The sequence below is a fragment of the Streptomyces griseorubiginosus genome (assembly GCF_001514195.1).
Classification (GTDB): domain Bacteria; phylum Actinomycetota; class Actinomycetes; order Streptomycetales; family Streptomycetaceae; genus Streptomyces; species Streptomyces griseorubiginosus.
Genome location: NZ_KQ948738.1, coordinates 534,905 through 547,895 on the forward strand (window position 1 = coordinate 534,905; position 12,991 = coordinate 547,895).

The following is a 12,991-nucleotide window of genomic DNA, read 5'->3' on the forward strand; positions in this document are numbered from 1 at the left end:
GAGAGGCGCAGGCACTGACATGACGGCGGCGAGCAGCACGGTCAGTGCCGTGCGCCGGCCACGAAAGCGGAGACGGAACAGAGCAGAGGACACAGCAAGCACTCCATGGGAAAGGGACGGCCGGTGCGTGTGGTGGGAGCAGGACGGTGAACGCAGGATCAGAAACCGACGACGGTCTCCACCTGGTCGACGTCCTTCACCGCGCCCGCCCACAGGCGGATATCGGTGATCCGGCCGGACAAGTAGTGACTCCAGGCACTGTTCGTCCAGCCCTTGCCAGCAGCGAACTCACCGCTGCCGACCGAGGCCGTGTAGGCCTGAGGGGGACTTTGGGCATCGCTCCCGACGTAGAGAGTGATGGTGCGCGTCTGTGCGTCGTAGGCCCCCACGAGAGCCACCTCGGAGTTCAGGACGGCATCTTCCTTGCTGACCACGGATGTGCCGGAGCCGTCCGCCGTCAGGCGCCCGAAGTGCCAGCGAGCCGTCGGCTCCGGTTTGGTGACCGGATTTCCCTCGTCGTCGTAGACCGGGTTGCCTTCGCTATCGACCACCGGTTCGGGGACTGTTCCGGTCTTCTCCACCCAAAGGCTCCAGGACGATCCGTTCGCCGTCCGCTGTCCGAGCACCTGAGCCCGGTAGCCATCAGGTTTACTGAGCAGATCCTTCGTCGAGACGGCCACCTTCGTCGCCGCAGTGAACGAGCCGGTGTCGGCCACGACAGGACGGGAGAGGGTTGCCGCGCCCGTGCCGTCGAGGACGAGTGCCTCACCGTCCAGCGAAGCGCCGCCGGACAGGCTGAGTGGGTTTCCGTACTCACTCAGGTCCGGCAATGAAGCGCCCTGGGCGCCATCAGGTTTATAGCGCGCCACCAGTTCCATGAGCGCTTTGTTGTCGGCGTCCTTGAGTGCCGCCTCCTTCGCCAGCTGGGCCTCGTTCTTGACCTCCTGCCATACCTTCACCTCGTCGATGTCGCCGGTGAAGTACTCGCCGAAGGTGCCCTTCGACTTCACCCGGCCGATCTGGAAGGCGCCGTCCGCCGACCAGCCGCCTGTGGTGAGGGCGTCATTGCCCTGCTTGACGCCGTTGACGTACAGGGTGAGGGACTTCCCGCCGGCACTCGTGTCCACGACGGCAGCCAGATGGGTCCACACCTTGGTCTGCGGTGCTTCCAGAGAGTCGACACGCTGGTTGTCCAGCGCCGTCGTGGAGGTGTCGGCGTCCGCCAGACGCAAGCACCAACGATTGGTGCCGGCGCAGTATCCGAGGAAGAAGGGGCTGCTGTTGACACCGTTCTGGCCCAGTACTGTCTGCGTGGTCCCTGTGGCCGCGAGCCGGACCCATGCGGCCACCGTGTACGACGCCTGGGTCTCCAACAGTTTCCCGGGCGTGGCGGCGTAGCCCTGACCGCCCAGGTTCAGCGCCTTGTCCTCGCCTGTTGCCCCGTTCTCCGTGACGACACCGCGACGGCCGGTGATCACGCGTGTGCCTGCGCTGATCGTCGCGTCGTCGCGGTAGGCCGGCGTGGATGCGGAGACGTCCACGGCGGCGCCGGACCCCTCGTTGAACGTCCACCAGCCGATCGGGCCATCACTCTCACCGACCAGGAAACGAACGGCGTTCTCGCCACCGGGTAGACCGGCCGCGTCCCGCGCCTGAACGGTCAAAGTGACGGTACCGGAGTCGACCGGACTGATCGACTCAGTGAGCGTCAGCCCATTCTTCCAGGCACGCCACGTGCTGTCTGTAGACAGCTTGTACCGGTAGGCGGCGTTGACGTCTCCGTCCGCCGGTCCGAACGTGACCATTCCCGCGACATTCGGCTTGCCCGCAACAGTGCAGGAACCCGGCAGACACGGACTGTAGACGGAATCGAACTTGATGCTCGGGGGCTTGGGCGCCGTGCTGTCCACAGTGAAGTAGCAGTACGGCGTCCAGCCGCTGCTCAGCTTGGAAGCCCCTTTGTTGTAGTAGGTGCTGGTCGCGGCCCGGTATCGGTACTGCTTATTGTCCGCCAGCGTGGCGTCCCAGATCTTGTTCTGGGCGGCCCCGTCCCGCGCGTAGCCGGTCGGCGGACTCTCCGAACCGGAGACCGGCTCCTTGGCATCCGACCAGGTCCCGTCGGCGTTCTTGACGTCGACGTCGAAGTACACTCGCAGCGACTGGTCGGCCTCCCCGCCCGATGCCGTCTGCGCGGTCGCCGCGAGATTCGGTGTCGGGTCCGTCCACATCGTGGGCGCCGATTCCTTCGAGCAGATCTCAGCCGTTCCGGTGTCCAGCCCGTACGCGGTCGGGGTGGCTGGCTTGCCGACGTAGGTGACCTGGATCGTCGCGTCGTCGTCGAACCGCTTCCATGCGATCGGGTCCGACTCGTCCTTCGCCATCAGCATCAGGGTGAGGGTGGAGAACTTGCCGTCCGCGAACGCCTTGACGGTCGGGGTGAGATTCTCGTCCGGCTCTTCCTTGGTGTTGTCCTTGAAGGTGATGGGCGCCCGCGGTTGTGACGGGGTGCAATTCCCGCCGCGGCCTGCGGACACATTCCGGTCGCTCATCTGGTCCCAGGAGCCGTCGGACTTCGGTCCGCGGGGGCCCGGCCACTTGGAGGAGGAAGAGATGCCGTTGGTGCGTTCCAGGTCCACCCAGCGCGGGTCGCACGAGAACGACCATGTCTCGGTGATCTCGAACTGAGCGGACAGGACGTGCTTGCCCTTCAGCTTGCCCGGCGTGAACTCGAAGTACATGCGGTTGGTGTAAGCACTGCCGGTGGTGCAGGAGTAGAGGTAACCGCCGATCACTGCTGATCCGCAGCGGCCCACGCTCATGCCGTTGTCGCCGCCGGAGAAGTTGTAGAACACGTCGCCGTCGGAGGACAGAACGGTGCGCTCGGAGTCGCCCAGGTCAATGGAAGGGTCGATGTAGAGCGGAAGTTCAGCGGCGGTCGTGCTGGCGATCAATCCCGTGTCCGGAGTGACGACCACCGAAGAAGCGCTGACATCGACATCCATGACCGCCGCTTCGTCACCCATGCCGGGACCGGATAGCGGATCGCCTTCGTCGATCGGACCGGCGGGGCGTTCCTCCTCGGAGGACGAAGCCTGGATCGCCGTCACTGAACGACTCTGCGGGCTGACCCCCCTTGCCACCGCGACGCCCATGCGTGCACCTGCGGAGTTCCACATTCGTGCCGAGGGTGAGCGGAACACGACCTGGCCGTTGCCATCCGCCGCTTCCATACTGCCGGCCGCGCCCTCACGGACATTCAGTCCGTCGGCGGCCATCGAGTACTTGAGCGAAGCCAGTTCAGGACTCTTCGCTGCCTCCAGAGTCTCGACCTCCAGAACCTGCCGGAAGCCCTCCACCGTGGCCGTCAGGATCAGGTTCACATTCGGGAGCACGTTCTCGTAGACGGCCCGCTGTCCCTCCAGACGGGGCTCGGGCAGCGGCCCCGGCCACCCCAGACTGACCGACTGCCCGTCCTCGCCGATTGTCACGAGACCTTCGCCGTCACCACCGGGAGAGAAGGACAGGTCGACCGCGGCGGCCTTGGGTCCCACGGACCCGTCCGCACGCTTGACCAACGTCGCATCCGGCTTCACCCATCCACCCCCGGGTTGTTCCACCCGCACCGGAGCGATCGACTTGTCCAACGTGAACGTTTCGCCGTCGGGGTTGGCGAAGACAGTCTCCCGCTCGGTCCGTTCGCCGAGCACTTCGACCGGCTCACCAGACTCCTTCGCGGCCAGCTGTGCCTGTTCGGTCTCCGACAGGACGCTGCGCTCGACCGCTGCAGCCGGCGGGGCGGCAAGGGACGGCGCCAGGCCGGGGGTTGTCACCAGCATGGCGAACGCCGTCAGCGAGACCATCCTGGCGCGTCTCCGTCTGACGGCATGCGGCCGCCACAGTCCCCCGTTGCCCATTCCCCACCCCTTGTTCACACGCTTCACACAGGTGGGCAAATCAGATGCCATGAACTGGTAAGTGTCAAGTAAATAGCGGTAGCTGAAAATGCAGCGCCGAATCGGCTAGCGAGACCTGGCGATTGACCACGTATTGGGGCAAGGAGCGGTCTGCCACCGGTGACATGCTTGCCGTCAAGATCGAGAGGCGCACATTTTTGGACGTAGTTCAGCACGCTTTTCGTGTCCACGCAGGCCACGACCCGTCGTGTGGACTGGCCCAGCGACCCATTTCGGCGCAGGCACTGCTCGGGCGACCGGACGCAGGGTGTAACGCACAAGGCCCCTGCGCCGTTGCGGGTGGTGCTCGACGTCTCACCTCATCGGCGCAGACGCCCTGTTGATTGATTCTCCATGCCCCAGGCGACCTCCTGCACGCGCTGGTCGAGTGGGTCATCATGTTCATCGCCACCCCCGAGAGGATGACCGCTGGGGCAAGCTCCCGCCGCACGAGCGTGCTCAATGCGCCCTGGTGTACCTGCGCAAGCACGACAGCCTTGCGTCACGCCGATGACAGCAGGAGCCGTACGCCGAGTTCCTGCAAAGCGGCAGAAGGCGGGCCGCATTCGGAGCCTTCGGTCGTGTAGCCCCTGCCCCGGGGCTCAAGAGTGCGGGGTCGACCGTGCTTCGGAGGTAGCGCTGTTGGTGTAGAGGCCGTCGGGTTCGCGGTCGTGGGGCTGGAGCCAGGTCCTCGCCCGGCCAGCGCGCCGTCACCATCCTCAGCCACGCACGTTCCATCCGCGCCACCGGCTACCTCACCGATGTCGTACGTGCCATGCCCCCTTGTCACCGTGACCCGCGCGTCGTCCACTTCTCGCATCAGACATCCCAGATCCATGCTTTCAAGGGGTGTGACCGCCTCCTGCGGGTATGGACGGCAGCAGCGGTCGGAACTCATCGGGTGTGAGCCACCGACTCCTCGAACACAGAATCATGTCCATGGCAGGATGTGGTGCTGCCCGGCTCCCAGCGCCGGACCATTCCTTGGGGGGAAGACTTGAACAGATTCCGGCATGCCCGGACCGCGGTGGCCGTGGCGGCCGTACTGCTCGCCACGGCCTGCCAGGAGAGCATGGACCCGACTGCCGCACCGGAGTCGCGCTCCGCGGCCTCCGCCTCCGCCGGACTCGCGGCCTCGCCGTCCCCGGCAGCAAAGACCCGGGACGAGGTGATCAGCGACTTCCGCTACGCCACCAAGTCCTTCGACCTGGGATTGACCGTGGCCAAGGACCCCATGAAACGTGAATGCGTCGCGTATTCCACCGCCTTCTCCCGAACCGAGCCCGGCGAGAAGGACCTGCTGCGCGTAATTAGCCGCCTCAAGGAGCGCGGATGGCGCCTGCGCGGCGACGTGGATGCCGAAGGCGCCACCTTCCTGGAGTCTGGCGGCTGGGAGGCCATCACAGGTGTCGGCCCCCTTCCGGGCGGGTCGGCAGATAAGCACTCTTCGGCCGCTGGCGCCCTCGCGCTGAGCGCCACGTCGACCTGCACCAAGCCGCCGAGTCCCTCCCCGCGCTAACTAATCGTTTCAGAATGAGGTTCGGAGGCGGCGGCGGCATATAAGGCTGCAGGCGAGTTCGAGCAGGCTCTGATGTAGATCACCACGTCGTTCGTAGCAGATAGGGAGCCGTTTGAACTGATGTAGCCAGGCGAGGTGCGCTCGCACCCAGCGCACCGTGCCCAGTCCGGATCCATGGGCGACGCCGCGTCGGGCGATCAGCACTCTTCTGCAGTATTCGTCGTTACTGTGCGTCCGAATGACCTGCGGAAGTCCCACGGATCTCCGAGACGATCAGGGCGTACGCCTGGTCGATCAGGGTGTCGAACTCGTCCATGACTTCCGCGGAGACGGCTGCCGTGAATTCCCCTGGGACCTCGATGGGCGGAGCCTCGATGATGATCCTTCCGGATTCGCGGTAGATACCCAGGGCGATCGAGCCACCGTCGCCCCGCTCGGTGACCTCCAGCATCAGGTCGATAGTGCCCTCCTCCGCCCCATCATCGAAGGAAGCGTAGGCGCACAGGGCAAGCCGCCTGGAAGTGTAGTGGCCCAGTTCGCGCTTCGCTTCCAGTCCGTCGGACCGCAGTCGTGCGGAAAGGGTGGCGGTCGAGGCGTCGAGCCTTGGCAGGATCAGTTCAGTCAGGTCAGCGGTGTTCATTCGGCGATCTCCGAGGCGTCGATGATGGCGTCCTTCACCATTTCGGTGAACGGATGCGGACTGTCGTTCGCCGTTGCGCGTGAGGCTATCCAGCCTTCCATCTGGCTCATGTCCTTCGGGCGGATGGAGACATGGCCGCCGCCGTCCGGTACCGCTTCCAGATCGTCGCCCAGCTTCTGGGTGTCGATGATCTGGACCTTGCCGTTTATCCGATTCCGAGTGTCCCATGAACTCAGGCCCTCGACGTCGTCAGGCCGGGGTGTCAGGCTCTGATAAGTCCCCGAGGCGCCGCGGTAGACGTATCTCGGCACATAGGCGGCAGCCGCTGTAGGGACGTTTCCGCAGCCCCAGGCGAAGACAAAGCACTTCCAGCCATGGATGCTCTTGTCCACGGCCTTGCGCATGCCGTCAGCGGCCATCTTCACGGTGCTGCTCAGCAGCTTCCCGCACATACCGGGCTTACGGCAGACGGCTTCCCAGGTCACGAGGTCGGCATAGGAGCTGCGGACGGCCTGCGGAACCAGGTAGTCGCCGTCCTCGGCCGTGTTCCATTCGAGCGGGACCGAGGCGTTACCCCGGTACAGCTTCCGGTAGAGCTTCTTGAGCTTGGCGATCTGCTGGGAGGTGCCGGAGACCGTGACGTTCCCGATCGTCGTCGTCCGCTTGGGGCCGCTGTCGTCGTCGCTCGAAGAAGGCTTCTCGGTACTGGGCTTCGGTGGCTTGGGGCAGGGGACGTGGTCCGGGTCGTCGTTTCCGCAGAGCAGGTGTCTGCCGGTGGGGTCTGAGGCGTTGACGGGGTCGTCGTCGCTGTAGGAGTAGCCGTTCCACTGCTGCGGATCACCGGCGTCCAGCAGCGGGTCGGGGTCGAGGAAGCGACCGAGGGCCGGATCGTACTCACGGGCACCGAGGTTGGTCAGACCCGTGGTCGGGTCCTGGGTGCCGCCCACGAATCCGTGGTCACCGGGCCAGGCTGCGGACGAGGCGTCGCGTGACTCGCCGAACGGGGTGAACAGACGCCGGGTCACGGTAAGGGTGTCGGCGGTGATGTCGTCGGTGGCCGTGCCGTGAGGATCGGCAGTCTGGTAGCTCAGCCGGGTGCCACTGGTTCCGGCCTTGGCCACGCGGACAGCGGTGGGCGCCGAGCCCAGCTTGTAGTAGCGGGCCGCGGAAGCGGCCGTCCCGGCGGTGAACGTGATCTCATCCATCCCGAGGTAGACCGTGGTCGTACCGTCATCGGTGCGGGCCAGCAAGCCGCCGTCGGCGTCATAGTGGTAGCCGCTGGTGTGGACGGGAGCGGTGGCCGGGCCGGTGGTGAGGCTGGCGAGCTGGCCCCTGGCGTTCCAGGTGAACGACTGGGCCTTGCTGGGCTGATCCTGGCCGGCGGAGGTGGTGCTCGTGGTGGTCGGGTTGCCGGCGGCGTCGTATGCGTAGGCGCGGGTGCTCGTTCCCGTGCTCACCGTGTGGACGCCGTGGGCGTGGCCGGCCGTGTCGTAGGCCTCGTCGGTGGTGACGTTCTTGCTGGTGTCGCCCGACGGGTCGTGGTCGGTGCGGCTGGTGCGGTTGCCGGTCAGGTCGTAGCCGTACGACTGCCAGTAGGGGGCCGGGCCGCCGAGGTGGGCCGTGGAGGGGTTGGTGTCGTCGCAGCCGCCGATTCCGTTGACGGTCGGTGAGGCGGCGGTGTGGGTGGCGCCGGTGTCGGTCCAGACGTCGGTGAGTCGGGAGAGGTAGTCGTAGGCGTAGCACTGGGTGTCGGTGTTGGCCGTGCCGCCGGTGTCCTGGACGTCGCTGGTCGAGGTGATCCGTCCGGACTGGTCGTAGGTGTAGCCGACGGTGTCGACGGCCGCGGTGGCGTCCTCCTTGTTCACGGTGTGGGTGAGCAGTCGTCCGGTGGCCGGTTCCCAGGAGTTGGTGGTCACCACCTGGAGCGGCTTGACGCCCATGGTGGCGCGGGTGGCCTGGCCGAACGGGCTGTAGTTGATCCACGAGGTGTAGGTGTCGGCGCCGCCGCTGGTGACGGGCATGCCCACGCCGTTGTAGCCGAAGCCGAGGGTCTCGTCCGGGATCAGGCCGCCGGTGCCGGTGGTGCTGATGGCGGAGGTGTCGAGGAGTTCCTGTACCGGGGTGTAGGTGTTCTTGGTGGTGTATGAGATCGCCGCAGTGTTGGTGAAGGCCCCGGCGGGGATCGAGATGGTCGCACCGGTCGGCTTGTAGGCGGTGGTGTATCCGGACACGGTGTCGGTGTAGACCGCCTTGCCGGCCTCATAGGCGATCGCGTCGGTCAGCTCGCCCTTGGCAAGGGTGTCGTAGTCCCGGTGGGTCAGATGGATGCTGCTGCCGGTGGCGGCGTCCCAGCCGTAGGTGTCGGTGACCCGGCCGAGGGCGTCGTAGGCCGTGCTGACGGCGCCGGCACCGTTCGGCCGCGCGTCGACTGTCTCGGTCAGTTCGCCGTCGTCGTCGTAGGTGTTCGGGGTCGTTCCGGTGTCGGGGTCGGACTGGCTGGTGATGTCGCCGAGCAGGTCGTAACCGGTCGTCCAGGTGAGGGACTTGGCGGCAGCGTCGGTCGTGGAGGCGGCGGCGTCCAGGGGTCCGGTCTTGGTGACATCGCGGCCGGCGGAGTCGTAAGTGAAGAGGGTCTTGTCGTAGGTGCCGGTAGGGGTGGCTCCGTGGTATTGGCGAAGTTCGGTGGTGTGGCCGCGCGCGTCTGTGAGCGTGGTGGAGGGGGTGCCGCCGCTCGGGGGTGTGACGTCGGTCCGGTCGGCACCTGGGTAGGCGGTCGTCGTCTTCCACTGCTGGGTACCCAGGGAGTACAAGGAGCTGGCGGTAGCGCGGCCCTGGCCGTCGTAGGTCGTGCGGGCGTTGGCCGGGACCTGGGCGATGACCGGCGTGACGAAGGTGCCGGTCGGCGCCGAGGCGCTGTTGTAGTAGGCGGCGTCGTTGCTGGTCGTCCAGCCGTGGGAGTCATAGGACGTGTCCGTGATCAGACGTCCCGTCGAGTCGTCCAGCGGGGTCGCCTGCTCCTGTCGCAGGCGCAGCATAGCGTCGTAGATCCGGAAGTCGGCGCCGTAGTCGCCGCCATCGCGGTAGTTCTGGCTCTCCACCACTGTGGGGGCGGTTTTGGAGACGGTGTAGGTGAACTTGTAGTTCGGGGTGGACGTGTTGGCGGACTGCGTGTGGTCGGGGAGCCAGACTTGAGTCAGACGGCCGAGTCCGTCGTAGGTCTCCGTGGTGACGCGGTTGTTGGAGTCGGTGGTCAGCAGCGGCAGCTGGCGGCCCGCGTCGAAGGTGGTCGTCGTCGGCCACTTCTTGGCGTTCGTGGTCACGATGGTGACCGGCAGGTACTTCTTTTTGGTCGCCGCCGTGCTGCTGCTGTCGCTGTACGTCGTTGTGGTGGCACGGCCAAGCGGGTCGGAGGTGGAGGTCACTCTGCCGTATGCGTCGTAGCCCGCGGTGGCCGCGGTTGCCCACTCGATCGTGCCGTCGGCGGCGAAGTCCTTGGCCTTCTGGGTGCTGGTGGCATCGCCGGGGCCGGGGACGGTGTCGGTGGCCCCCTTGTCGTACCAGGTTCGGATGTCGGCAAGGGTGTGCGCGTCCGGAGTGCTGACGCATCCGCCGGCCTCGGTGATCACCTCGGAGGGATAGGAGCGCATGTTGCGCGAGGCGTCCGAGGCGTACCGGGTCGTCGTGCACTTCTCCGGGGTGCCGGCACCTACGACGGGGGTGCCTGAGGAGTCCACTTCACCCTTGTCGTCGACCTGCGTCGCCAGCCCGGTGGTGCCGTCGAACGCCGTGGTCGTCTCGGAGGTACGCCAGCTGCCGTCGGCCTTCTTCTGCCGTGTGTAGGTCCGGTCGATGTCGGAGAACCGGGCCACCTGGTCGGGCAGCCCGCTTCCGCGAGCGTGGGTGGCTGTGACGGCCGACAGCCAGGGGTGATCGACCGTCTGCGACTCGACTGTGCCGCCGGAGCCCGAGTCCTGGGTGTACTGCGAGGTCTCGTAGGCGAATCCGGAAAGGGCGTCGTCGTCGGTGAGGATGTTGCCGACATAGTCGGTGACCTTGACCGAGGTGGTGGAGCCGGACGCGGTGGTGTCGCTGTCCATGCCGCGCAGGTAGTGCGTGCTGGTCTCGGTGATCGGGTCCGGGGACTTGCCGCTGTGGGTGACGACTTGCTCATAGCCCCGGAAGTCGCCCCAGGTGCGGTACTTGGCGACCGTCAGCTCGCTGTCGTCTCGGTGCCAGGCGGCGCCGCCCAGATAGCTGTAGGTCGTGACGAGCGAGGGCGACCCGGTGGCGGAGATGTCGTTCTCGTCCACCTCCGCCACCGGGTAGGTGTAGAACCAGTCGAGGATCGGGCTGCTGTAGCCCGGTGGGGTCCAGCGGACCGGATAGCACGGCTGAGTGTCCGCGTCTTCGGTCGGAGGGCTGGTGCGCGAGCATGAACTCGGCTTGTAGGTGACCGCGATGTTGTCGCCGGTCTCCGTGGTAAGCGACAGGAGCCGGTAGCGGTTGATCGGCGGGACGTTCTGCGGTTCCTCCAGGCCGTCCACCCGGTTGGGCAGCGTGGCCTGTCCCTGGAGGGTCAACGCCGGGAGGCTGATCGCACTGCCTCCGCCCCGCGTGTCGGAGCCGGTGTGCTGGACAGTGGACAGCCACATCGCCGGCTTGGTGCCGTCATCGGGGTCCGGGTAGGTCTGGCCGAGGGTGTACGTGTCGACGGTCGACCAGGCGGGAGTGGTCAGCGACTCGTCCCAGACCTTCGTCGTGATCTTCGACAGCCGCATCGTCGACCAGAACGTGGGGGTGTAGTTAGTGCACGTCCCTGAGGAGGCGCAGTTCTCGTCGAACGGCACGTCCGGCCAGTGCGCGGCGGTCGAGGCAGTGGGAGCCAAAGAGCAGTCGACACCACTCAGCCCGTCGCACCGCTGGGCGGCGGTGAACACGATCTGCGCGGCGGGGGTGGCCTTGGCGACGTAGTCGGCAACCTGCTGACCGTAGGAGATCGTGGCCGGATAGCCGCCCCGGGTGTACTTCGTCAGGGTGTGCGCGCTGCCGGCACCGTAGTAGTTGGTCTCCGCTTTGTAGCCGTCGACGATGATGTTGTGGTGGGGATCGACGGTGAAGTCCAGGTTCCACCGCCATCCTTGAGTGCACGACGAGGCTGCGAAGGTGGAAGCGTGGCAGGGCTCGCCGGAACCGTTGCCGTACACCGGCACGCCCCAGGCGGAGTTGGTCGTGGCGTCGGTGCCGTCACCGCCGGCGGCGGTGGGCAGGTGGTCGGCACCGAAGTAATACTGGGTACCGTCGTCGGTGGTCAGCCGCCAGTAGGTTCCATTGTTCAGGCCGTTGCTCGCTCCGGAGAGTTCCTCGACGAGCGAACCGTCGTCGTCAGCGAGCCGCCACTTGCCCGAGCCCGCCGGTACCAGCTCCCCGGAGTGCCCGGCAAGTGACAAGGTGGCGTTGTCCCCGGCCCAGCACTCGTCATTGTCGCCCGACTGGCCGTCGTCGGCACAGCCACGGTATGAGCGCTCGATGAAACCGGTGCTGTACTCCCAGCCGTCGCCGACCCATGAGGCCTGGTTGTTCGTCGCCGATGTCCGGCCATCCACGGACGCGGAGTTGTACGACAGGGCCACCTGTGGGGCGTCGCCACCGACCGACTCGGGGACGGTGACCGGATAGGAGTACGTGAACGCGCCGGTGTTCCCTGAGGAGCTCCAGCTGCCCGACGGGGAGAGCGAGGTGGCGGCGTAGGTGCCCGATGTACCAGCAGGGGCCGCGGTCGCGGCCAGCACCATGGTGCCGGCCGCGCTCATCGCACTCGGGGTGGCCGCGGGCGTGGCCGAGAGCGCTATCTCGCCGACCAGACGGTGTCCGGTCAGGTCGTTGGCCGAGGCCGTGACCGGGACTTGGGTGCGGCACGACGGCTTGGCGGGAGTCGTCAGGGCGCAGGCAGGCAGGCGTACCAGTCGGAGGCGGGAGGCGTAGTCGCCACCGTAGGCGTCCTTGACCGAACCGTAGTCGAGCGCCATCGAGAGCCGGCTCGCGCCAGATGTCGCGTCCGACCCGTCCGCGCGGTCCGTTCGGGTCAGGGAGACGAGCAGGCCCTGGACACCGGCCTTTGCGCTGGCGGGACGACTCGCCACGCTGACCTTGAAGGAGCCGGCCGTAACGGCCCGGTCGATGGCGTGCGTTGCCGTCTTCGTACGCGGCAGCAGCCCCTTGTCGAGCATGCCGGGCTTCCCCAGCGTGACCGGGGTGCCGGTCGCATGGCCGGAACCGCCCGACAGGTTCACCTTGGCGGAGATGGCCGCGGGCCAGTGCGGAGCCGTGGGACGGAACGTCTTCATGCGGGGCGACTTGGCCATGACGGTCTTGGCGCGGGCCGGCACGTCGGATGCCCCGTTCGTGACGTCGACCGACGGCGTGGAGGGTAGCGAGAAGGGCGACCACAGATCCGGCTTCCTGGCCTGATCCGTGGCTGCGCTCGATGCCGTCGCCCCACCGGCAGCCAGAGCCACGGACACCAGGCCGACCACTCCGACGCGTATGGCGCCGACCAGACCAACACGTTGCCGCAGCCTCACAGATCCCCCCACAGATGCCACACCGATTCAAGACAGCCGCCGCAATGTATCCACGTCAAGGGCTCGGCTCTCCCAAGAAAAGGACATGGTCTGCCCTGAAGATCATCTCTGGAGGACAGGATTCCGCTTCTGCCGGGCAGGCGAATCAAGCGGATTTGGGGAAGTTAACTCTGATCCGATCCTCTTGCTCAGATCTGCGAAGGCCCATAGGTCCGCAAACGACTCTGCATAGCGAGCGAGATTCGCACTAACGTACGCAGCCGCTCGCGCCCAACTCCGGGCCGCCTTCCGAGACGAG

The 12,991-nt window shown here is 66.6% G+C and carries 4 protein-coding genes and 2 pseudogenes; 2 read left to right on the forward strand and 4 right to left on the reverse strand.

What is annotated here, in order from left to right:
- Nucleotides 1-158: 158 nt before the first annotated feature.
- Nucleotides 159-3,860: a laminin G domain-containing protein gene (locus AQJ54_RS25050; RefSeq protein WP_063806455.1), complete on the reverse strand. Its 3,702-nt coding sequence runs from the start codon at nucleotides 3,858-3,860 to the stop codon at nucleotides 159-161.
- A gap of 491 nt (nucleotides 3,861-4,351) precedes the next feature.
- Here AQJ54_RS25050 and AQJ54_RS46170 point away from each other — a divergent pair.
- Nucleotides 4,352-4,455: pseudogene (locus AQJ54_RS46170) on the forward strand (IS5/IS1182 family transposase); the annotation flags it as partial.
- Between the two features lie 495 nt (nucleotides 4,456-4,950).
- Nucleotides 4,951-5,472, forward strand: coding sequence for a hypothetical protein (locus tag AQJ54_RS25055; RefSeq protein ID WP_159055554.1), 522 nt, complete (start codon nucleotides 4,951-4,953; stop codon nucleotides 5,470-5,472).
- Between the two features lie 9 nt (nucleotides 5,473-5,481).
- Here AQJ54_RS25055 and AQJ54_RS46410 read toward each other — a convergent pair.
- The 3 genes and pseudogenes from AQJ54_RS46410 to AQJ54_RS25065 all read right to left on the reverse strand — a co-directional run.
- Nucleotides 5,482-5,673 (reverse strand): annotated as a pseudogene (locus tag AQJ54_RS46410) (IS5/IS1182 family transposase); the annotation flags it as partial.
- A gap of 22 nt (nucleotides 5,674-5,695) precedes the next feature.
- Nucleotides 5,696-6,112, reverse strand: a complete 417-nt coding sequence (locus tag AQJ54_RS25060; protein WP_062241096.1) for a hypothetical protein — start codon at nucleotides 6,110-6,112, stop codon at nucleotides 5,696-5,698.
- Entirely contained in the window at nucleotides 6,109-12,498 is a 6,390-nt protein-coding gene (locus AQJ54_RS25065) for an RHS repeat domain-containing protein (RefSeq protein WP_079070005.1), read from the reverse strand. Before AQJ54_RS25065 ends, AQJ54_RS25060 begins: the two co-directional genes overlap by 4 nt.
- Between the last annotated feature and the right edge of the window lie 493 nt (nucleotides 12,499-12,991).